At 64.0% G+C, this 22,122-nt stretch carries 20 protein-coding genes and 1 pseudogene; 16 read left to right on the top strand and 5 right to left on the bottom strand.

The window, feature by feature from the left end:
- Positions 1 to 84: 84 nt before the first annotated feature.
- Both ACV7NQ_RS03335 and ACV7NQ_RS03330 read left to right on the top strand, forming a co-directional pair.
- On the top strand, positions 85 to 1,629 hold the full coding sequence (locus ACV7NQ_RS03335) for an ATP-binding protein (RefSeq protein ID WP_463358248.1): 1,545 nt from the start codon (positions 85 to 87) through the stop codon (positions 1,627 to 1,629).
- Positions 1,626 to 4,589, top strand: a complete 2,964-nt coding sequence (locus tag ACV7NQ_RS03330; protein ID WP_463358247.1) for a Z1 domain-containing protein — start codon at positions 1,626 to 1,628, stop codon at positions 4,587 to 4,589. The genes ACV7NQ_RS03335 and ACV7NQ_RS03330 overlap by 4 nt, the downstream gene beginning before the upstream one ends.
- A gap of 16 nt (positions 4,590 to 4,605) precedes the next feature.
- Here ACV7NQ_RS03330 and ACV7NQ_RS03325 read toward each other — a convergent pair whose 3' ends face one another.
- Positions 4,606 to 5,469, bottom strand: a complete 864-nt coding sequence (locus ACV7NQ_RS03325; RefSeq protein ID WP_463358246.1) for an HNH endonuclease — start codon at positions 5,467 to 5,469, stop codon at positions 4,606 to 4,608.
- A 258-nt stretch (positions 5,470 to 5,727) separates the two neighbouring features.
- Positions 5,728 to 6,048 (bottom strand): hypothetical protein, encoded by a 321-nt coding sequence (locus ACV7NQ_RS03320; protein WP_463358245.1) that lies wholly within the window; start codon positions 6,046 to 6,048, stop codon positions 5,728 to 5,730.
- A gap of 492 nt (positions 6,049 to 6,540) precedes the next feature.
- On the opposite strand from ACV7NQ_RS03320, the gene ACV7NQ_RS03315 reads away from it, so the two are divergent.
- The 7 genes and pseudogenes from ACV7NQ_RS03315 to ACV7NQ_RS03285 all read left to right on the top strand — a co-directional run.
- Positions 6,541 to 6,783: a hypothetical protein gene (locus ACV7NQ_RS03315; protein WP_463358244.1), complete on the top strand. Its 243-nt coding sequence runs from the start codon at positions 6,541 to 6,543 to the stop codon at positions 6,781 to 6,783.
- A 1,275-nt stretch (positions 6,784 to 8,058) separates the two neighbouring features.
- Complete coding sequence (locus ACV7NQ_RS03310) at positions 8,059 to 8,406, top strand: GNAT family N-acetyltransferase (protein ID WP_463358243.1); 348 nt, start codon at positions 8,059 to 8,061, stop codon at positions 8,404 to 8,406.
- Positions 8,407 to 8,595: 189 nt separating this feature from the next.
- The gene (locus tag ACV7NQ_RS03305; RefSeq protein ID WP_463358242.1) at positions 8,596 to 9,270 is read left to right on the top strand and encodes a phosphotransferase enzyme family protein; all 675 of its coding nucleotides are present in this window, start codon (positions 8,596 to 8,598) and stop codon (positions 9,268 to 9,270) included.
- Between the two features lie 799 nt (positions 9,271 to 10,069).
- Positions 10,070 to 10,399 carry a hypothetical protein gene (locus tag ACV7NQ_RS03300; RefSeq protein ID WP_463358241.1) on the top strand — a complete coding sequence of 110 codons (330 nt, stop codon included), beginning with the start codon at positions 10,070 to 10,072 and terminating at the stop codon, positions 10,397 to 10,399.
- Positions 10,380 to 10,901 (top strand): DUF6879 family protein, encoded by a 522-nt coding sequence (locus tag ACV7NQ_RS03295; protein WP_463358240.1) that lies wholly within the window; start codon positions 10,380 to 10,382, stop codon positions 10,899 to 10,901. The genes ACV7NQ_RS03300 and ACV7NQ_RS03295 overlap by 20 nt, the downstream gene beginning before the upstream one ends.
- On the top strand, positions 10,859 to 11,746 hold the full coding sequence (locus ACV7NQ_RS03290) for a helix-turn-helix domain-containing protein (RefSeq protein ID WP_463358239.1): 888 nt from the start codon (positions 10,859 to 10,861) through the stop codon (positions 11,744 to 11,746). Before ACV7NQ_RS03295 ends, ACV7NQ_RS03290 begins: the two co-directional genes overlap by 43 nt.
- A gap of 107 nt (positions 11,747 to 11,853) precedes the next feature.
- Positions 11,854 to 12,645 (top strand): annotated as a pseudogene (locus ACV7NQ_RS03285) (isocitrate/isopropylmalate family dehydrogenase); the annotation flags it as partial.
- 81 nt (positions 12,646 to 12,726) lie between these two features.
- Here the strand turns inward: ACV7NQ_RS03285 and ACV7NQ_RS03280 are convergent.
- Positions 12,727 to 13,497, bottom strand: a complete 771-nt coding sequence (locus ACV7NQ_RS03280) for a GntR family transcriptional regulator (protein ID WP_463358238.1) — start codon at positions 13,495 to 13,497, stop codon at positions 12,727 to 12,729.
- A gap of 66 nt (positions 13,498 to 13,563) precedes the next feature.
- Here ACV7NQ_RS03280 and ACV7NQ_RS03275 point away from each other — a divergent pair, with 66 nt between their 5' ends.
- From ACV7NQ_RS03275 to ACV7NQ_RS03250, 6 genes are all read left to right on the top strand, one after another.
- Entirely contained in the window at positions 13,564 to 14,730 is a 1,167-nt protein-coding gene (locus tag ACV7NQ_RS03275) for a mandelate racemase/muconate lactonizing enzyme family protein (protein WP_463358237.1), read from the top strand.
- 240 nt (positions 14,731 to 14,970) lie between these two features.
- Positions 14,971 to 16,314 (top strand): MFS transporter, encoded by a 1,344-nt coding sequence (locus ACV7NQ_RS03270; protein WP_463358236.1) that lies wholly within the window; start codon positions 14,971 to 14,973, stop codon positions 16,312 to 16,314.
- Positions 16,311 to 17,129, top strand: coding sequence for an MBL fold metallo-hydrolase (locus ACV7NQ_RS03265; protein ID WP_463358235.1), 819 nt, complete (start codon positions 16,311 to 16,313; stop codon positions 17,127 to 17,129). Before ACV7NQ_RS03270 ends, ACV7NQ_RS03265 begins: the two co-directional genes overlap by 4 nt.
- Positions 17,126 to 18,160, top strand: coding sequence for an Ldh family oxidoreductase (locus ACV7NQ_RS03260; RefSeq protein WP_463358234.1), 1,035 nt, complete (start codon positions 17,126 to 17,128; stop codon positions 18,158 to 18,160). Before ACV7NQ_RS03265 ends, ACV7NQ_RS03260 begins: the two co-directional genes overlap by 4 nt.
- 131 nt (positions 18,161 to 18,291) lie before the next feature.
- Entirely contained in the window at positions 18,292 to 19,485 is a 1,194-nt protein-coding gene (locus ACV7NQ_RS03255) for an MFS transporter (RefSeq protein ID WP_463358233.1), read from the top strand.
- A 92-nt stretch (positions 19,486 to 19,577) separates the two neighbouring features.
- Positions 19,578 to 20,525, top strand: a complete 948-nt coding sequence (locus ACV7NQ_RS03250) for a phosphoglycerate dehydrogenase (RefSeq protein ID WP_463358232.1) — start codon at positions 19,578 to 19,580, stop codon at positions 20,523 to 20,525.
- 42 nt (positions 20,526 to 20,567) lie between these two features.
- Here ACV7NQ_RS03250 and ACV7NQ_RS03245 read toward each other — a convergent pair whose 3' ends face one another.
- Positions 20,568 to 20,729, bottom strand: coding sequence for a hypothetical protein (locus ACV7NQ_RS03245; protein WP_463365522.1), 162 nt, complete (start codon positions 20,727 to 20,729; stop codon positions 20,568 to 20,570).
- A gap of 223 nt (positions 20,730 to 20,952) precedes the next feature.
- On the opposite strand from ACV7NQ_RS03245, the gene ACV7NQ_RS03240 reads away from it, so the two are divergent.
- Complete coding sequence (locus tag ACV7NQ_RS03240; RefSeq protein ID WP_463358231.1) at positions 20,953 to 21,216, top strand: hypothetical protein; 264 nt, start codon at positions 20,953 to 20,955, stop codon at positions 21,214 to 21,216.
- 38 nt (positions 21,217 to 21,254) lie between these two features.
- On the opposite strand, the gene ACV7NQ_RS03235 is transcribed toward ACV7NQ_RS03240, so the two are convergent.
- The gene (locus tag ACV7NQ_RS03235; protein ID WP_463358230.1) at positions 21,255 to 22,070 is read right to left on the bottom strand and encodes an MHYT domain-containing protein; all 816 of its coding nucleotides are present in this window, start codon (positions 22,068 to 22,070) and stop codon (positions 21,255 to 21,257) included.
- Positions 22,071 to 22,122 lie beyond the last annotated feature (52 nt).

Raw genomic sequence — 22,122 nt, 5'->3', positions numbered from 1 at the left:
CTGTGTAACGACTGCCTATGGTCCTAGGATCTCTCACTAGAGATTTCCTCTGAATTCAGAGGTGCGGGCGACCTCGGAGTGGCGATGACGGCAGATTGGCACTTCGACGTACCAACGGCGGGAACCAAATACCTTCCGCCCGACTCGCGGTACATGGACGCGCTGACCAGCCAGGGTTACGGCTTCGAAGCAGCCATCGCCGACCTGATCGACAACTCGATCGACGCGGAAGCGCACGATGTCGTCGTCCACTTCCTCCGTGACGGCGACACCCTGGTCAGTCTGCTGATCATCGATGACGGTCACGGTATGACCGACGCGGATCTCGACGTGGCGATGACAGTCGGTGGCCGCCGCGACTACTCCCCGAATGCACTGGGTATGTTCGGCACCGGGTTGAAGTCGGCATCGCTCAGCCAGGCATCTGCGGTAACCGTTACCAGCAGGACACGCAAGACCAGACCCGCTGGTCGGCGGTGGGTGATGGAGCGAGCCCGTAATGGCTTTCAATGCGACATCGTCGAACCTCGGTATGCGCAGTCCTTGATCGACCGTTACAGCGGGTGCCCGATCACGTGGCAGGGCACGGTGATCCGGTGGGACGGTGTGAAGGACTTCCCACAACACGGGGGCGGTGGACAGACCGACCGCTACCTGCACCGCACCATCAATAGGTTGGGTCTGCACCTCGGCCTGCAGCTGCACCGATTCCTGTTGCGCGACGACTTCAACATCACGATTGCCGTCGAGGACATCCGAAGCGGCGACGTGTACATGAACTTCGGCGTCGTGCCACTCAACCCGTTCGGCTACCCGGTTTCCGGTCATCCCGATTATCCACGCAGCTTCATGGCCGAGGTCCCATCGATCGGTCGGCTGCAGCTGACCGCCCATATCTGGCCGCCGAAATCCTCGTTGGACGAGTACAAATCTGTTGGTTCGGTGCTGGATCGTCAAGGTTTCTACTTCTATCGCAACGACCGCATCGTCCAGGCCGGTGGATGGAACAACTTCCGCCAGCCCGAACAACATCTCTCGTTGGCCCGTATCGACGTCGACCTGCCGTCCGACGCGGGTGACGTGTTGCGGCTGAGCGTGAAGAAGGAAGGGGTCAAGGCCACACCGGAGTTCGCGTCCGCAGTTGAGAACGCGCAGGACTCGAGCGGCCGCCCGTTCACCGAGTTCATCGCGGACGCCCAGACGACCTACCGCGAGGCGCGCAAGCGTTCCGGCACCCACCGCAAGCCGGTGATCGCGCCGGGCTCCGGATTTGCCCCTGCGGTAAAGGAATCCATTGAGGAGGAGCTGCCGCTTCTGCCCGGCGAGCAGCCGATCGCCATCCAGTGGCGGAAGCTGGCCGACGACGTCTTCTTCGACATCGATCGCGACATCCGAACGATCGCGCTCAACCGCCGCTACCGGACCGCCATTTTGGGCGGGCGCCGTGGAACCCTCAACGACGCACCGCTGGTCAAGTCGCTCATGTTCTTTCTCCTGCACGAGGTATTCGAGAAGGAGTTCAGCGGCCCCCGGATTAGGGACAACCTCCAGTTGTGGCAGGCCGTCCTTGTCTCGGCAGCCCGGGCCGAGCTCAACCAACTCGACGACGAGTCTGGAGAATCCGCATGACCGCCGCGGCGCATCGCATCGCATTGCACAGCGCGGTGCTGGCCGATATGGGTGGCAGCCGGCCGAAGAGGCTGGCGAAGGCGATGGCCTACCAAGCGGAGGACATGCCGCCCGAAGTGGAAGCCCATGCCCACGAGGACGACTTCCGGGAGGCGCTGCTACACGCCGCAGTCAGCGACCAACTGGTTGACATGTGGCGAAAGCAGTTGACCCATTGGGACTTCGCGGAGGCTCCCCTGTGGTCCTCGTCGGCCGCGCGGACGGATGAACGCCGCGCCGATATCTACCGACTGCTGGATCTGGAGCGGGGAATCTGCAAACTGCTCGAGGCATTGATCCCGGTGTCGAAAGCTGTGCCGCCAGTGGTGATCAGCGACAAGTTCACACCCTGGTACATGCCCGCAGCGCAACAGGGCAGGCCCTGGTACTGGCCGTCCTATCAGGGTCTGCTCGCGAGGAAGGGCTGGTCCGCCGAGTCGATCTCGGCACTCGATATCGCGACCGACAGCGTCATCGAGCGACTGGCCGACCCCACACGTTCCGACGCGTATCAGTCGAAAGGACTTGTCGTCGGCTATGTTCAGTCGGGTAAGACCGCCAACTTCACCGGTGTGATCGCCAAAGCAGTCGACGCCGGCTACAGACTGGTCATCGTCCTTGGCGGGACGCTAAATCTGCTGCGCGGCCAAACACAGCGTCGCCTCGACATGGAACTCGTCGGCAGGGAGAACATTCTGCGCGGCGCGAGCGAGTACGAATCCGACTACGCCGACGATCCGGATTGGATCCGTGGCAAGTTCGTGGAGTTCGGCGGATTGCCCTCAGCCCTAGCGGCTTTCGACATCGTCCGGATGACCACCCGCCACGACGACTACAAGAGCCTCCTGCAAGGCATCGTCGCCCTCGAATTCGAGAAGCAGGAACCGGCCCTCCCGCTCTACGACGCCCGCAACTTGCACCGCGCCTCGGCCCGGCTGATGGTCGTCAAGAAGAACAAGACAGTTCTCACCAAGCTGGTCAAAGACCTCAATAAAATCAAGACACCGCTCTCCGAGATCCCCGTCCTGATCATCGATGACGAATCGGATGAGGCCTCGGTCAACACGTCTCGACCGAAGCCGGACGCCGACCGTACCGCGATCAACAAGAAGATCTCCGAGTTGCTGACCATGCTGCCGCGTGCCCAGTACGTCGGCTACACCGCAACGCCGTACGCCAACGTCTTCATCGATCCGAGCGACACCGCCGACATCTTCCCCAAAGACTTCATAGTGTCGCTTCCACGGCCGGACGGCTACATGGGCGCGAGCGATTTCCACGATCTCGACACCGACATCCCGGAAACCGAACGCACCATTGCGAGTTCGAACGAGAAGGCCCACGTCCGTGATGTCATCGTCGATGCCGACGACGACACCTCATGTCTGCAACAGGCAGTCGATATGTTCGTCCTCACTGGGGCGATGAAGCTCTACCGCGAAGATGAAGGCGGCCTCGGTGACCGCTACTTCCAACATCACACCATGCTCATCCACGAGTCCAGCTGGCTCGACGTACACCGGGAACTCCTGGGGCGAGTCACCAAATTGTGGTGGAACTCGGGCTATACGGGTGCGACAGGGCACCAGCGGCTGCGGGCATTGTTCGACAACGACGTTGCCCCGGTCTCCGCCGTCCGCGCCGAGGGGCTCGCGGTTCCTGCTTCGTACGACGAAGTGATGCCATATGTAGGCCCGGCCGCAGTACGCATTAGCGGCGACGAGAAGCCGATCATCGTCGTCAACGGCGACAAGGACCTGGAAACCGGCGAAGCTGACTTCGACAAACGCCCGATCTGGAAGATCCTGATCGGCGGTCAGAAGCTATCCCGTGGCTTCACGGTCGAAGGACTCACCGTCTCGTACTTTCGGCGCCGTGCGACCAACGCCTCTGCGCTGATGCAGATGGGTCGCTGGTTCGGGTTTCGTGACGGATACCAGGATCTGGTGCGGCTGTTTATCGGGCGCGAGGAAGTCGGAGCAGGTCGGAAAGGAATCGACTTGTACAAGGCTTTCGAAGCAGTATGCCTGGATGAGGAGAGTTTCCGGGGAGAGCTGACACAGTATTCGGAATGGGTGAATGGTGTTCCGCAGGTGACGCCGGCTCAGGTCCCGCCCCTCGTTTCCCAGCATCTGCCGTTGCTCCGGCCCGCTAGCCCGAACAAGATGTACAACGCAAAGCTGGTCGAGGTTCGCTCACCAGGTAGATGGCGTGAGCCGTTTGCCTACCCGTCTCTTCCAGCAGACCTGCGGCACAATACCGCGCTGTGGACGCCGGTATTCGACGGCCTGTCCAACGCCACTACCGACTTCGCGTACCACTTCCCGGAGAAAGGGATTGTGCACCGACTCACGGCGCTCACCGGCAGGCTCACCGGGGCAGAGTTCCTGGACATCGTCGAAGCCGTGAAGTGGCGCGCGCCAGGGCAGTTCGCCCCACATCTCGAGTATCTACGTGCGATCACCAAGGGGTCTGCGAATAACGTCGATGACTGGGTGGTTCTTGCACCCCAGCGGCTGAACCGCGACAAGGAGGTTCTGATCGGTCGACGGCGTTACACGCGGTGGGAGCGTGTCCGCCGACGTGATCCGTTGTTCGGCGCGATCAGTACCAGTCGCCATCGCGATATCGCCATGCGTATCGCGCGGGGACTGACCGATTCGGGGGACCCGAACACCGAGCGGCTTGTGGGCGATCATCGTGGCGCCATCATGCTGCACCCGGTCGTCGAGCCGAAGTACGGTCACGAGGTCATGCCGGATGGGTACATCGATCCCGCAAAGCTGGTCATCGCGTTCGGATTTGTCGCGCCTGCCTCTGCAACTGGTGGCGATGGTAGGGTCATCCGGTTCACGACGATTGATTCTTCCAACGATTCGGCGATCATCGATGTGGAAGAGACCGAGAACGAGCTGGAGTAGCCCGATAGCCGGAATATCAGCCGGCTGCCTCGAATTCGGCGAATCGTTCCTCGAGCCGTTCGGGTGAGGGACGGTCCTGCCGCCGTTGCGGCAAGGCGAGGTGCTTACCGTTCATCTCCTGCAGTCCATGCCGCAGCATCGGCCCTTCGTGCGGATCTTGCATCAGCTTTTCGCCGACGTGGATCTCGTATTCGGGAGAGATGCCGATCAGGTTCGTGTCATAAGCGGCATGGTGGATCTTGCAGAGGCTCAGACCGTTGCCGACGTCGGCCGCACCATGCTCCTTGCCGTCCGCGATGATGTGAGCGGCGTCGAGCAACTGCGCGTGGCCCACATTGCACATCGCACAGCGATGGTCGTACGCAAGGAGAACCCGGCCCCTGAACTCTGGCTGGTGTAGTCGTTGCTTGGTGAGGCGCTGAGCGTATGCCCGCTCGATCGGCATCAGGTTCAGTGGATCAGCAACGTCTCGGAGGCTGTCGTCCAGCGCGAGGATGAATCGTTGGCGTTCCTTGTCGTCCGCAATCACGTAGACCGGAAATACCGGGACGTACCGAATGGCAGCACCGATGCTGATCCACCGAAGCAGGATGATGGGCAGCTGTAATTCATAGGCGCGCCGCAGCTTCGTGTTGTCGCCTCGGACGTTGCCGTCCCGGTACGCATAGGCGTAGAGAGAATCGCCGACTTCCTCGTCGTCGTAAGGGCTGTCGGGCTTCGACAGGATCGACAGGGTCGCCGCGAATCGAGCGGGGTTCCAAATCCCTTTGTTGCGATCGATCAGCCGATAGGTCTCGGCACCGACTTCGAAGTCGGTCAGCTCGTCTCGGGTCAGCGACCCCTTCTCTTTGACCTTGCGCGCCAGGTGATCGAAGATCATCTGGCGCAGTTCTAGCTCCGCCCCGCTCTCCACAAGTGAAGTGTGCCATGGTCACTCGATCTGCGCTGATCTTTCGAGCAGCAGCGGCAGCGGCGGGTGCAGAGCTGCGAGCTCACTCGTCTTCGGTCGTGATATGTCTGCCAGAGCTTGTGCTCCGAGTCGCAGCACGTTCCCGTTGCGAGCGACGCGGCCGGGGTGACAGGAGTGATATCGAGTGCATTCAGAGGCGCGTCGGCGTGGGACGGCTAAACCCGTAGGTCAACGTCCGTCAAAGTCCTCGGGCGAGACGCCGTCGAGCCAGTATGCACCGTCACGACCCTCGACGTAGTTTCCGCCAGGAGGGTCGGCGTAAACGGTCAGCATGGCTCCCCTTGCTGAAGAAGAAGCGGCCGATAGGTTTTCGTCTCGAGAGTCTTTCCAATCGTCCCAGGTCCAGCCAGCACCTGCATCGATCCTGAACTCGGTGACTACCTTCTCGACACCGTCAACGAACACACGGACATCGATCGGACCGTCCGGGTCACGCACGACGACCACCTCGATACCCGATTGGTCGAAATGCTCTGTACCGCTGTTCATCCGATCCTCTTCTCGCAAACGATGGTTTGATTGATGGTTTCGGTGCTCATGTTCAGGGTTCCAGATAAAGGCGCTCGTTCGGCAGCCGCGGTAGTCCTGCGGTGTTGCCAGGGACGACGGCCACGGCGGCGGGTCCGTGATGGGTTTGCCAGTCCTGCACGAACATCAACGCGGCGGTGAGGCAGGCGGCAAAGTCGATCCGAGCGTCGTTGATGACGCTGGCCGACCAGCTTGCCGCACTGACTCGCAGCGATAGTCGGCCACTCCGATCTTTGGAATGCGCGGGTCAGCGGCGTTCGCTCATGGCTAGTTGGCCAAGGTTCTCAACGGTAGTTGGCCAGCGAGGTAGGTGGATCGGATGCCGGGCTGTTCGAGTTCACTAGCCAGCTCGAGGTGTGTGTAACGACCTAAAGTTGCTTTTCGACAGTAACTTTGGTCGTCCGATTGGGACGCCGGCTCCCAGCCCATTGATTACAGTGAGGAATCCCAGACATGGCATATCGCTTGTCGCGCAAGTCGATTCGCGCCGCCCTCGGCACTATCGCGGTCGGCGCGGCCCTCGTCGCTGGCGGCGCTACCGCCTCGGCGGATCCGTTGCCCCTCGACCCCGCATCGACGCCCGCCGCGGCATCGCCGATTGGGTCCGATGGCACCGGCTCGGCCGGGACCGGGTCCGCCGGCCCCGGATCGATCCTCTGCTGGCTGCTTCACCCCAGCCCGACTTGCCAGATCTGAGCTTGTTGTTCAACCTCGGCGACCGGTTATGCCGGTCGCCGAGGTTGTTTCTGTGGTGAAAGGTGCTGTGCCTGACAGTATTTCGCCGATGCTGCGGGCGTGTCGCTGGCGGTGAGGCGGTCACCGTCCGATAACTTCGGGTTCCTGCGAAAGATCCGGAAGAAGACGAAAACGGTGACCGTGGCTGCCAGCCTGCCCGAGGTGGGGATCCCTAGGAAGGCCGAGTCATCCGTCGATCGCCGCTGGTGCTGCCGTTTCCAGCCCTCTCGGATCGCCTCCTGGACGAGAATCATTGTGTAAGAATGTATTTGATTTGAGCGAAGTTGGCCCGGGAGGGGATCATGTCCAACCTGGACGACCGAATGGACCTAGCAGTCGATTGGTTAGGGCGCAGTCAGGTGTCCGACGGTGCTGGTGGTGCGGGGTGGGGCTGGGTGGCGGATGTTCCGCCGAACCCGCAGAACACCGCGGAGGTGGTGTGCGCGCTCAAAGCAGCTCGTCGCGAAATACCCAGGGCAGCAGAGGTATCGGTGTTGATCCGTCGGTCGGTGGTGGATCGGCAGGGTGGGGGTTCGTGGGCTTTTGAGGCTCCGGTTGATGTCGCGTGGCGACTGCGTGCCATGCGGTGTCTTGGTGCCGAGGTCGGCGATCCCGATGTTGTTGCCTGTATCGAGTTGCTGGTTGCCGAGCAGGACGCCGAGTCGGGTGGGTGGCGAATGTCGGGGCGGGTCGGCCCGGCGTCGATCACTGCCACCGCAGCTGTGATACATGCGTTGGGTGGGGTAGCTCCGGAAGACGAACGGGTAGCGCGGATTGTACTGCGCGGGGTGACTTTTCTGGCGATGTCGATGTTGTCCGAGGATGTTCGGGCACAGCCGATGTACGCGGCTGCGCATATCGCTTCTGTGCTGGCCCGACCGGAACTCGTATCGGTCGGCGGCAAGCGGAGTCGGCGTGCGGCCGAGTTCGCGGTCAAGCGATTGCTGCAGGGGCTCGGGCGGGATGAGGATCGAGTCGAAGAGGAACCGTTTCGTCGCGGCGATGTCTCTGATACGTGGCGCCACTTGAGCCTGCACCTCTCGGTGGGCGCCGTGGTCGCTGCCGACAGCGGTTCGATATTCGATCCTGCTGTGCGCAAGTCATTGACCGAACTGCTCGAGCTGCAGGAGACGACTCCGTTGCATGCTCATCGGGGCGGGTTCCGGACCTCGGCGGAAGGGTTTGTCACGTCGTATGCGACAACCCAAGCTCTGGAAGCGATGACGCAAGCTCGGGATGCGGTCAGCGAAACTGTCAATCCCGGAAAGGTATTCGACATCATCTGCCGGATCGACGGCGCGCATCACAGCGATCTACCCCGAACTACGCCCCGCGTCGACGGGCGCACCGGTCTACATCTTCCGCGAGTTCGCCGTACACCCCGACCAGCAGGGCCGGGGGTTCGCGCGAATCATCCACGACGCCTTGCTGTCCCAGCGTCCGGAACCACTGGCTTACCTGCTGGTGCGTGTCGGCAACCCTGCCAGAGCAGCGTATGAGTCGTGGGGCTGGCGTGTGATCGGCCAAGACCAACCCTTCGCCGACTCGCCGGTGATGGACGAGATGGCCCGGCCGTTGGTTTGAGCACCGAGGCATGACGCATCTACGGGCAACTATCGGGCGACTCTCGGCTGTCCCTATTCGGGATCAACTACGGACTCTTGCCGAAGCTGCTGCGCCGCATCGTTGGATGACTGAAGTCATCGAACTGAGGCGAGCCCTCATCAGCTCTTCAGCACCTGGTGCAGCGCCGTGAGTCCTGCCAGTGCCCCAATGTCGTCGCACGAGGTGTTGGCCAAGGCGGCCCAGATCGGTGGCCTCGACGCACGGGGATGCGAGGTGATCCGTGATGGGTCCCATGCTGTCTACCGACTGCCTGGTGGCATTGTCGCGAGGATCGGCAAGCCGGGCAGCGCTGAAGTCGCGCGTCGCGAGCTGCGGATCTCACGGTGGCTCAACGATTCCGGTATTCCGACAGTTCAGCCCATGTCGACGGTGGCTCAGCCGATCGTCGTCGACGATCGCCCGGTCACATGGTGGCATCTGATACCCGAGCTGCGGTCGTCGACGACGGAGGAGTTGGGCACTGTGCTCAGGGCGTTGCACGCTCTGCCGATTCCGGCAGAGTTGATGCTCGTGCCCTACGATCCGTTTGCCGGGCTGTCGGAACGACTTTCTGCCGCAGTCACTGTCGGTGAAGGCGATCGGGCATGGTTGATCCAGCACTTGCGGGAGCTGCGGGCGCGGTACGACGAGCTACCAGAACCGTTCTCGTTGTGTGTAATTCACGGTGATGCTTGGCAAGGCAATGTGGTGGTTGGGTCTGATGGCGTACTGACCGTGCTCGATCTGGACAAGGTGTCGCTCGGCCGACCGGAATGGGATCTGGTCCAGCTCGCCGTCGACTCATGCACCCCGCAGTCCCGGAACAACCCACCCGATCGCTGAATGTATTCGGCGGGCGGTGGTGCCGGGTCGAGATGCCCTGTGCCGCTGTTCATCCGATCCTCTTCTCGCAAACGATGGTTTGGGACAACGGCCACGGCGGCGGGTCCGTGATGGGTTTGCCAGTCCTGCATGAACACCAACGCGGCGGTGAGGCAGGCGGCAAGTCCATCCGCGGAAGAGGCGCGAACGTCACGTGACGACTGATCACGGATTCCTGATCCACACATCATGTTCGGCCGGGCTGAATGTCCGTCCGTTGCTACAACCCGGTGCCCATCGGGCGTACGTGTTCTCAGGGCTTACGGTGATCACGTCAACTACCTTCACCAACTCCGAGGACACTTCCCCACCGAAGTGCCGGACACTGGGAACGATCACGGCGTCTACGTCCACGCGGCGAACAACGTTCATCAGACGGCTTAGAGGGCTGTCGGTCTCAGGTCCGAACACAACCGTTTTCGCAAGCTCGTACCCGAGCCTCTTTGCGACACTGCGTATCTGGATCTCGTCCCAGGTCTGAGAGACGCCGGATACGTCTCGGCGCAGGTAGCCGATCGCTGTTGGCCGTGGCCTCATTCGTGCACCCCATCCGTCGTGGTTGGCAAGCACCCGACGCCGGGGGCGGCTCACCCGGCGTCGCGTGCCTGAACAAGGACGGTAGGGAGCCGCTGAGCACAAGCGCCAGGAGTGTGCACAACTGTGCTCGAAATCGGCCATCAGCCAATTAAATCGGATTTACCGGGGATAATGTACTTGGCACGGGAAAACTCGTGCTCAGTCCTAGACAGGGGGCAAGAACATGCGCCTACAGTTCCTCGGCAAGGGTGGATCGGACGTTGGCGGATGCCCGACGCTGTATGCCACAGACCACGGCTCGTATCTCGTCCAGGGGTGGCAGACAGGCACGCTGAAATCCATCGAAATCCCGCACCTGTTAACGGGATTCGCTGAAGCCGATACGTTCATCGGGGCAACGATGACGGACACCGGCCGGGGTACCTTCACCCTGTCCGGCCGACCGATCGCCGAGCCTGAGACGCTGGCTCAGCTCGACCTAGCACCCAACGAGACAGCGATTGAAGTTCCGAAGATCAGGAGGGCGTTCTACGGTGCTCTACCTTCAGCATGAGCCGCCCGATTGGGTGGCCTTGTTCTGTGATTGCAAGGCCGAAGCGTTCCACCTCGAAGTCCGGGACGCCTACGCCGTGCCGACCGAGTCGGACCGGTTTCGGCGGTTCCTCGCTGGTGAGCCCGCCTTGCCGGACGAGCACAAGAACCGTTGGAACGATCTTGTCCGGGAAACGACCGGGCGGGGTGTGACCGTGAGCAGGGTCCGCGTTGTGACGGTCCCGCACACCGACTACCACCGCTGGCTGTTGTCGGTGACCGATACCAACACAGCAGCGGGTGAAGACATTCGGTACGTGCCCCGGCATCTCGCCGGAGAAGTGCCACCCGATGATTGGTGGCTCATCGACAACGAGCGGGTTGTCTACAACCTGGTTGGCGAGAACGAGAAGCCAGCGGGACTGGCTGTGACCACCGATCCGGGGATCGTCGACTACGCCCGGAGTGTAAAACAGCGGCTGTGGTCGCTGGCGACCCCGTACGCGGAGTACGTCAACCAGTGACGAGCAGCGTTCACGACGCGCGGGAAGCTCTCGGGGCACGCCTTCGGGAGCTTCGCCGCACAGCTGGGCTCACCAATCGGAAACTCGCCCAGTTGTCCGGCTGGCACGAGTCGAAGGTCTCGAAGATCGAATACGGACGGATCAATCCGTCCGATGACGACATCCGGGCGTACTGCCTGCACGCCAACGCCAGCGATCAACTCCCTGACCTACTGGCCACGCTGCACAACATCGACGCCGCATACCTCGAATGGCGGAGGGTGCTCGGTACAGGGCTCAAGCGTCGGCAACAGAAGTCCTTGAAACTCGAAGCTGAAGCAACGTTCATCCGTGACTACCAGCCCCAGATCATTCCCGGCCTGTTGCAGACGGCCGAGTACGCCGAAGCCAAGCTGCGGCGGGGTATCGAGTTCCACCAGGTACCTGACGACGTGGACGAAGCCGTATCGAAGCGCATGGAGCGGCAACGCATCCTCTACCAGCGCGACCATCGGTTTCACTTCCTCATCGCTGAGCAGGCGCTCTACACAACAGTTGGCACCGACGCCGTCATGATCGGCCAGCTTGACCGGCTTGCCTCGATCCTCGGAATGCCACGTGTCACGCTCGGCATCGTTCCGGCTATGGCTGAGGCGCTGGTGGTATCAACCAACTTCGCCATGTTCGATAATCGGCTTGTCATGGTGGAAGGAACAGCCGCGGAGCTGACTATCACCCAGCCGAGAGAGATAGCGACCTACGGACGAGCGTTCAAAACCCTTGCCGGGCAGTCTGTCACTGGTGAGGCCACGCGGAAGCTGATCAGGGCAGCGCTCGACAAGCGGCGCACACAGCCCCAGAAATGACGAAGCCAGGGCGGTGTGCCCCGGCCGCTCGAACCTTCCAATCCTGGGACAGTCACGACCGTGACGCCGTTGTTCGTGACCTCGCCCAGCAACCGGCGTAACACACCATGGGTGCAACGCATCGGATCGCAGTCATCCCCGGCGACGGGATCGGCACAGAGGTCGTCCCCGAGGGGCTGCGGGTACTCGAAACCGCGGCGTCGGCATTCGACTTCACCCTCGACTACGAACAGTTCGACTACGCGAGCGCCGACTATTACACCAAGACCGGTGCGATGCTGCCCGCCGGCTGGTTCGACGAGTTGAACCGCTTCGACGCCATCTTCTTCGGTGCGGTCGGATGGCCCGAAGTCGTGCCCGACCACATCTCGCTGTGGGAAGCCTGCTGCAGTTCCGCCGCCACTTCGACCAGTAGGTGAGCCTCCGGCCGGTCAAACTCCTTCCCGGCATCGCGAGCCCGCTCGCCGGCCGCGCACCTGGTGACGTCGACTTCTACGTTGTCCGAGAGAACACCGAAGGCGAGTACTCGAGCATCGGCGGCAAGATCTTCGAAGGCACCGATCGCGAAACCGTCGTCCAGGAAACGGTGATGACGCGGATCGGGGTGGACCGGATCCTCGAGTACGCGTTCAACCTCGCCCAGAGCCGACCCAAGAAGCATGTGACGTCGGCGACGAAGAGCAACGGAATCTCGATCACGATGCCGTACTGGGACGAACGAGTCGAGGAGATCGCGAAACGATTCTCCGACGTCGAGGTCGACAAGTTCCACATCGACATCCTGACCGCGAACTTCGTACTCCACCCGGACTGGTTCGACGTCGTCGTCGCCAGCAACCTCTTCGGCGACATCCTCTCCGATCTCGGCCCCGCATGCACCGGCACCATCGGCATCGCAGGATTCAGGGAGCCTGGCGCGCAGCGCAATTCGCTGCACTCGGCCGGACCCCAGCTTGTTCGTTTTTCGGGCAGCGGTGTCTCTACCCGGCACTCCGTTCGGCCGGTGTCTGCTCACGATCTTCCAGAGCGCGAATGGCGCTGGCAGTCAGGCTCTCGGTGATGTGGCGGCGCATCAGATCACCCGCGCCGGCACTGTCGCCGGCGACTACCAGCTCGTAGAGTTGCTGGTGCTCGTTGAAGTCCCTGGTCCGGGGTTCGTCTCCGGGCGGAAGTTCGAGGCCGACGCGCCGGTAGCGGTCGGATTTGTCCCAGACGTCGTCGAGCAGCCGAATGAGAACGTCGTTGTGTGAGGCGACGTAGAGCGAGCGGTGGAAGTCGCGGTGCGCGAGGAGCCCCTCTTCGCCCCACTGGCGCGTAATCGGCAGCAGGCGGTTCAGCGCCGCTCGCATGATCAGGATGTCCTGCTCAGTGCGGCGTTCGGCGGCCAACTCGGTGGCGGTGGGATCCAGGGAGAGCCGGACTTCGAAGAGCTGGCGGGCCTCCTCTGCGTTCATTTGGGCAATCCGCACGTCGCGGTGGGCGTCGACCTCCACCAGCCCCTCACTGCTGAGGCGGCGGACTGCCTCCCTCAGTGGCGTGATACTCATCTCGAGGTTATCGGCGAGTTCGTTCTGCGCCAGGCGCGACCCAGGAGCGAGTTCGCCGCTCAAGATTAGCCGCCGTAGTTCGTTGTAAGCAACGTCGCCCTTGCTGGAAAAGACGTTCGTCGACGGCATGTGCCCTCTCTCACCCAGATTCACGGTTTGTGCCCTCGGCCATAAATTGCCCCTTGTGTCCGGGGCCGCTTTCACCTTAGCATCGTCCCTACATCTTATAATGGATACATCTTATAAGATATAAATAGTGAGAGGACCCACATGAAGATCATCTCGGTGCACGAAGGCGTCGTCCCGATCAGCTCGTCCATCCGCAACGCCTGGATCGACTTCAGTGCCATGGACTGCTCGATCGTGGCGGTGGTCAGCGACGTCGTGCGTGATGGTGAGCCGATCGTCGGATACGGCTTCAACTCCAACGGCCGCTACAGCGCCGGCGAGATCCTGCGCCGCCGCGCCATCCCCCGTCTGCTCGACGCCGAGCCCGAAAGCTTGCTCGACGAGAACGGTGACCTGGACCCGGCGCCGGCCTGGGACATCATGATGAAGAACGAGAAGCCGGGCGGACACGGCGAGCGGTCCGTCGCGATCGGCGTCATGGACATGGCGTTGTTCGACCTCGCGTCGAAGATCGCGGGCCAACCGCTCTACCGCTACCTCTCCGACAAGTACGGTGACGGTAAGCCCGACGACTCGGTCTTTGTCTATGCCGCCGGTGGCTACTACGCACCCGGCAAAACGCTGCGTGACCTACAGGACGAAATGCGCGGCTTCCTCGACCTGGGCTACAGCGTGGTCAAGATGAAGATCGGCGGCGCGGACCTGGCCGAGGATCTCACGCGTATCGAGGCAGTCCTCGAGGTTCTCGATGGCGACGGCTCTCGCCTCGCTGTCGACGTCAACGGCCGCTTCGACCTGAACACTGCCCTCGAATACGGCCGGGCCATCGAGCCGTACAACCTGTTCTGGTACGAGGAGGTCGGCGACCCGCTCGACTACCGCCTGAACGCGATCCTGGCCGAACAGTACCGCGGCCGGATCGCGACCGGAGAAAACCTTTTCTCGCTGCAGGATGCCAGGAACCTGATCCGTTACGCGGGCCTGCGCCCGGACCGCGACGTCATTCAAGTCGATCCCGCCCTGAGCTACGGACTCACCGAATACCTGCGCGTTCAGCAGATGCTGCGTGATCACGGCTGGTCGTCGCGGAACTGCGTCCCCCATGGTGGTCACCAGTTCTCCCTGCACATCGCCGCTGCTCTGAAGCTCGGCGGTAACGAGTCCTACCCCGGCGAGTTCCAGCCGACCGGCGGCTTCGCTGACGACGCCATCGTGCGCGACAGCCGCGTGGGACTCACCGAGATCCCCGGCATCGGTTTCGAAGGCAAGGCCGCGTTCTACAAGGTGCTCCGCGACCTCCACCACTGACCCCTACCACCCCCGGTTCCGGCCGCGGGGACCGCTGCCCAGCCCGAAGTGCAAAGGAGCACTCGCGATTAGTACTACAACCATGCCACCGAGCCATACCGAATGTGAACGCTCGAGGCCATCGGTGGATAACCTGCGCAAGGCCGGCCGGATCGGCATCAAATCGATCGGCTACTTCCTTGCCCTATTCCATCCTTTGCGCGATCGTGAGAGCGCCCGAGACAGAGAACTGAGGTCGGCATGAGCTCTGCGACGTACGAATTCGCAGGTCGGCAACGCCGACGGGTGATTGCAGCGGCATCGGCCGGCAACTTCGTCGAGTGGTACGACTGGGGTGTCTACGGTGTCGTGGCCACCGTCATCGCCGCGAAGTTCTTTCCCCCTGGCAACCCGGTCGTCGGTCTGCTGAACACCTATGCGCTCTTCGCCCTGGGCTACCTTTCCAGGCCCTTCGGCGGAGTCGTGTTCGGTTTGATCGCCGACAAGCTCGGTCGCAAACGGGCGCTCTCGCTCACCGTCACTCTCACCTGTGGGGGTACCGCTCTGATCGGTGTCCTGCCCACCTACCACCAGGCGGGCCTGCTGGCGCCGGTCCTGCTGTTGATATGCAGGCTCGCGCAGTCCATGGGGACCGGAGGCGAGTACTCCAGCGCCATCAGCTTCGTCTACGAGCACAGCCCATCGGCGCGCCGAGGCCGTAACGTCGCGATCCTGGTGGCGACCACGTTCGTCGGCATCTCCGTCGGATCCATCCTCGCCCGGCTCTGCTCAGCGTTGATGAGCGCGCAGGCGTTCGCGACCTACGGCTGGCGCATCCTCTTCCTCCTGGCCATCCCCATGGTCGCCATCGGCCTCTACCTGCGTTCCAACGTGGAGGAGACACCGGAGTTCCGCCAGATCGCCGCCGCCCGGGAGAAGGCCAAGCGCAATGCGACGCCGCTGCGGGACGCGGTGCGCTCGCAGTGGCGCACGATGGTCGTCTTCGGCGTGGCCACCGCCAGCTGGGCGCTGATCAGCACCACCATTACGGCCTATCTCACCACGTTCCTGACGGACGTGAACCACATGACCAAAGCACAGGCCTACAACGTCACGATCGCCAGCAACGTCATCCTGATCGTCGCGACCGTCGCCATGGGCCCCGTCTTTGACAGGTTCGGCCTGCGCAAGTCCCTGATGGGCTCCGCCGCGGTCGTCGCCGTCCTCGCGATTCCCGCGCTGACCCTCGCTGCGCACGGGCTCGCCGGGGGAACGGTGGGAAGCATGGTGATCGGCCTGTGCAAAGGCTTGCTGGCCGTCCCGGTGCTTGTGGCGATGAGCCAGATCTTCCCGGGTGCGACCCGCGTGACCGCCGGCGCGCTCGCCTACAACATCTCGCAGGCGTTGTTCGGCGGGACGGGGCCGATGATCGGCGTGTGGTTGAACCACAGCACCGGCGGCCCGTACGGCTTCGCCATCTATCTGGCGGCCCTCTGCGTGATCACAGTGATCGCCGCGTACGTCGCCCGCGCCATCTTCGAGCGCTCGGACCACAGCGACACTGACACCGCCGCCCCGGCGGCTCGTGTACTGGAGGTTCGATGAGCACGCCGTCCTGGCCCACCGGACCGGTCCGGCGCGCCGACGTCAGCAGCGACGGTTACCGGGTGTTCCCGCTGGTACAGGGGTATCCGGGCAAGAGCACCGAGCACGGCGGACTCGGCTGGAGCAGCGTCACGATCGTGGCCGGGAATGGCCGCCTCGTGCTGGTCGACACCGGCGGCTTCGGAATGCGGCCGATGCTCGCCAGGCGGCTCGCCGAACGCGAAGTCGACCCCGGCGACGTCACCGACGTCCTGCTCACGCACGCGCACTACGACCACCTCGCGAGCTATCCGCTGTTCCCCCGCGCGTCCGTGTGGATCAGCGCGGGGGAACTGGAGTGGGCGGAGCACGAGCCGCCCTCGTTCACCCCGCTGGCCGAGCTCTACGCCGCCGACCTGCGCACCAATCCGCGTGCCCGGCACGTGGAACGGGACGGAGAGATCCTGCCCGGCATCGAGGCGATCGCGGCGCCCGGTCACACGCCCGGGTCTCTGATCTACCGCGTCGCAGGGGCGGAACACCCCGTGCTGTTCACCGGCGACGCGGCCAAGAACAATGCGGAACTGCTGTCCTGTGTGGCCGACATGTCGGGCGACCATCAGGTCAGCAGCGCCTCGCTCCGCCACATCAACGAGGTATGGCGGCAGCGTCCCGGCACAGTGCTGATTCCCGGCCATGATCTGCCGCTCGCACTGGACGCCGATGACCGGCCACGGCGCATCGGCCGGCGTCGCGCCCACATCGACGCCTGGTTCGGCGACGACCTGCAGACCACAACGGGCTTTGACCTCACCACAGTGAAGGGAACCTCGTGACCACCATCATCGCGCGCGAGCGGCTGGAGGAACTCGCCTCCGCCGCATTGTGCAACGCGGGCATCTCCGCGAGCGACGCCGCCCAGGTCGCCCAAGTGCTCGTGCTCGCCGATCTTTTCGGCATTCACACCCACGGCGTCCAGCGCATCCCCCAGTACCTGGGCCGGGCGGACGCCGGCGGGCTCGATCTGCATGCGCAGGTCGTCGCTGAGGTCGTGGCTCCCGCGATCGCGCTGGTCGACGGCGCGAACGGCCTCGGCCCGCTGGTCGGCGCACGCGCGCTCGAGGCCGCGATGGCCGCGGCACGCCGGACCGGCGTCGGCGTCGCCTTCGCCCGCGGCAGCAACCATTTCGGTCCGATCATGCCGTACCTGTTCAGGGCATGCGGCGAAGGCTTCGCCGTGATCATCGCGAGCAACGCCACCACGACCATCGCACCGTGGGGTGGACGCGAGGCCCGCTTGGGAAACAACCCGCTGGGACTGGGCGTACCGGCTCCCGGCGGGGACCCGGTCATGCTCGACATCGCCATGAGCGTCGCGGCCCGCGCCAAGATCCGCGCTGCGGCCAAGAACGGGGAGCCGATTCCGGACACGTGGGCCACCGACGCAGCCGGGCTACCGACGACCGACCCGAACGCCGCCCTCGACGGCTTCCTCCAGCCCATCGGCGGACACAAGGGCTACGGCCTGTCCATCATGCTCGACCTGTTCGCCGGCCTGCTGTCCGGGGCCGCGTACCTGACCCATGTCGAGTCCTGGAACAAGACACCGGACCGGCCCCAGAACCTCGGCCACACGTTCATCCTGATCGACACCGGCCACCTCGGTTCCCAGGACGAACTGGCCGGCCGGATTCGGGACTTCGCGGACATCATCCACGACACACCGCCCGCTGATCCCGCCCGTCCGGTACGCCTGCCCGGAGAGGCCGAGATGGCCGCCTATCACCGGCAGTCCCGGGACGGGGTCGAGGTCGCGGCCGAGGACGTCGCCGCGCTCACCGACCTCGCCGAGGCCCGTCACCGATGACGGGCCGTACGGCCGGGCCGGCGGCCGGGCCGTTCGGCCGGGCCGGCCGACGGAGCCACGGCGACCGAATGGGCCCGAGGGCCGGCACTGACGCCGGATACCGGCCGGGTGATCACACATACAGGCGGGTTGTGTTCGGTCTCGCGCTCGGCGGGTTCGCGAACTTCATGGCCCTCTACTACGTCCAGCCGTTGCTTCCCGGCATCGCGGACGTATTTCACGTCTCGGCCTCGGCGTCGGCGGCCGTACTGTCGCTGCCCACGATCACGATGGCCGTCGCCCTCCTGTTCGTCGGGCCGCTTTCGGACGTGATCGGGCGCGTGGCGATCATGCGGATCTCGCTCGCCGGATCGGCGGTCGCGGGCATCTCGTGCGCGTTCGTGCCCAGCTGGCACGGCCTGTTGCTCGTCAGGGCGATCGAGGGCGTGGCCCTGGCCGGTCTGCCCGCGGCGGCACTCGCCTATCTGCGTGAGGAGATCCACCCCGGGGCGCATCTTCGCGCGAACGCCGCGTACATCACCGGAACCGCATCCGGAGGCGCGGCCGGGCGGCTGCTTCCTGGGCCGTTCAACGCGGTGTGGGGGTGGCAGGGGGCCGCCTTGGCCGCCGGCTGCGTCACCCTGCTCGCCGCCGTCGGCCTGTGGGTCCTCGTCCCGGGGTCGCGGCGATTCACCGGCTCCAGCGCTCGGCCGGCCAGCTTGCTACGCAACACCTGGCTGACCCTGCGGGACCCCGGCCTCGCCGCGCTTTGCCTGGCCGGGGCAGCACTCATGGGTGCCTTCGTCGGCCTGTTCAACGCCATGGCGTTCCGTCTGGAAGCCGCCCCGTACCGGCTGGGTGACGCCGCCGTGCTGGTGTTCCTGGCCTACCCTCTGGGCCTTCTCGCGCCGAACGCCGCGAGCCGGACTGCAGCGCGGCTCGGGCGCGGTTCCACGGCCTTGATATTCGTCACCCTGGTCCTGGCCGGTGCGGTGTTGACCGTGGCGACGTCGCTCGTCGTAATCTTCATCGGCATCGGCATGGTTACCTTCGCGTTCTTGGGCACCCACTCGCTCGCCAGCGGCTGGGTGGCAGGCCGGGCGCATCGGTCCGGTCTGGGTGTCGGGCAGGCGTCCGGGCTGTACCTGCTCGCGTTCTATGTGGGCAGCTCGGTCTTCGGCGCCGTGGTGACCTACCAATGGCAGGCTGGGGGCTGGCACGAGGTGACGATGACCTGCGTGATCCTGATCGTCGCTGGGGGTATCTGCGTGTTCACCGCCCGCTGCTTCGACGCAGCCTCCCGGCCCACCGGCTCGGACTCGCGACCTGACGCGCCGTCGCGATGAGTGGCCCCGCGACTGGCCGGCCCATCCGGTATGCCTGAGTTGACCGCTGAAAGCCGCACCAACGGTGCAACACGTTTCGAGAGGATTCGCGCATGTCACGTGTACTGGTCACCACCGACTACCTCTGTCCCGGTGACGAGATCGACGACATTCTCCGCCGGCACGGCCATGAGGTGACCTACTCTCCTGCCCTCGCTGCCCGTAGCCGCGATGAGGCGTTGGCCCTGTTCGACGGAATAGACGGCGCCATCATCGCAAGCGAACCGGTCACCGCGGATATGCTCGAGCACGCATCCTCGCTGAAAGTCATCGCTCGCAGCGGCGTCGGCTACGAATCGGTCGACGTCGCCGCGGCCGCCCGCCGCGGCGTACGTGTGTGCAACACCCCCGGCGTCAACCACCACGCGGTCGCGGAAATGACGATGGCTCTGATCCTTATGGTCGCGCGGAAACTTCCCGCGGTCCTCGATGGTGTCCGAAACGGGCAGTGGCCCCGCGATGCCGGCCGCGAGCTTCGCGAATCCACACTCGGAATTATCGGATACGGACCCAGTGGTCGAGCTGTCGCACGACTGGCCCGAGCCTTCGGCATGGCCGTGGCGGTGAGTTCCGCACACCCGGACGCCGACGAACCGGGTATCGAATTCGTCGACCTCGATACTGTCACCTCGACTGCGGACTACTTATCGCTGCACGTCCGCGCCGATGAGTCGACCCGCCACTTGATCGACCGCAAACGCCTGCAGTCGATGAAAAGCACAGCGATCCTGGTCAATACCGCGCGAGGCAGCCTGGTGGACGAGGACGCGCTCGTCGAGGCCCTGGCCGCAGGCGAGATCGCCGGCGCGGCACTCGACGTCGTCACATACGAACCGCTGTCTGTCTCGAGTCCACTGCGCGGCTTCGACAACGTGCTCGTCAGCTCGCACCTGGCTGGTCAGACGACAGAAGCGCGCATCCGGGCAGGTATGTCGGCCGCACAAGCGGTGATTGATGTCCTCGCAGGGCGCGAACCCGCCTACCCGGTCGATCGACTGTGAGAGTCGAGATGGGCACTGAGGGAGACCAGTGCGATGGGAAAGTTATTGTGGGAGAACAGATTCAGCAGTTTGCGCACGGCGGACGACCATCGGCTCCAGGCCGTGGCGCTGCATGGCGGCACGGTAGCCCTTGCGGCGCGGTGCGGAGGTGAAGGCGGCGCCGCCGTCGAGGTGCACGATGCGCCGATGCCCGAGGGACACCAGGTGATCGACGGCGAGACCGGCGCCGACCTCGCCGTCGTCGTTTAAGGCAGGGCCGACGATGTCCCCAGGCGCTGAGGGGTGGACCGAGCGGTTGTCGATTCGGGCGGGTGCGGCGCAGTCAGTCGAGCAGATGCGGCGGTGTCCGGGTCGGACGCACTTTGTGCACGAAGTTTCGCCTCAGCCCGTGGTACGGCTCACCTGCGGCGAAGAAGTTGTGGCGCATATGGGCCAGCTCCCCGCCGTCGACTACGAGGATTTCAGCCGTATAGCCGAGCCGGAGTATCGGTCGTTCGTCGAGGCGTATGGCGGCTACGACGTCACCACCTGGCCGGGCTTTCGGCTGCTTGCCGATATCCAGGAATTGCGTTGGGTGGGTTTCGCTCTCGGGCAAGCGCATTCCAGTGACGCCGCTGCTACGCAGGCGCGGCATCGGATCGCATGCTTGCGCGGATCGGTGCCGCGGCCTTGGCGGTGGGAGGCCTTGTGAGCACCGCCCCAAGCCGGGCATGCCGCGCGTGAAACCGGTCAGTTATCGACGCGCCGCCGCCATCGGCGATCGCTGGTGGTGACGGCGGGGTTGGCTGTCGATCCTGCAGGACCTGGGAGCGGGTCGGGTGTGCTGCGCTCCTCGATTTCGGCCGCGCCGACCAGGATGATCAATATCATCGTGACCAGGGTAACGATGAGGATCAGCGGGCTGAACAGCTGGAAGGGTTCGGCGCCGTTGGGTGTGCCGATGTGGTCGCCGTGGTGGGCGCTCATCGACGCCATTCCGGTGTAGTGCATGCCGGATACCGCGAGGCCCATGATCAGCGCCGCCCCGGTAGTCGCGCCAAAGCCGCGCACGTGCAGTACAAACCATAGCGCCGCCGTCGCGGCGACCACTGCGATCACGACCGATAGCGCGACGAGCGAGCGGTTGTATTCGATCCTCGCGTTGGTTTTCATCGCGTGCATGCCGATGTAGTGCATGGCGGCTACACCGAAACCGGTGATGGCGCCGCCGAGCGGCAGTGTCAGGCTCTCCCGTCGACCGTAAACGACGATCGACAATCCGAGCCACGCCACCACGATCGCTACCGCCGCGCTGAGCATGGTCATCGGCACGTCGTAGCGGATTCTCTCCCCGCGGATGGCGAAGCCGAGCATCGCGGTGAAGTGCATGACCCAGATGCCGGTACCGCCGAGAGCGACGGCCGCGGCGACGAGCCAGCCGTCGCGCCAGCGAGACGCTCGGGCATGGACTGTACATCTCAGACCGACGATCGATCCGACGACCGACATGGTGTAGGCCAGGGCGGGGGCTACCCACCCTGCGCTGAACTGATCGAGTTCCAGCACGTAAGTACTCCCTGGCTAATTCAGTCTGATGTGAAACGTTGATGTCTCGTAT

This window comes from Nocardia sp. Tas62D01, assembly GCF_055232035.1.
Note: the sequence above shows the minus strand (reverse complement) of the source record. Positions and strands in the feature narration are given on the sequence as shown.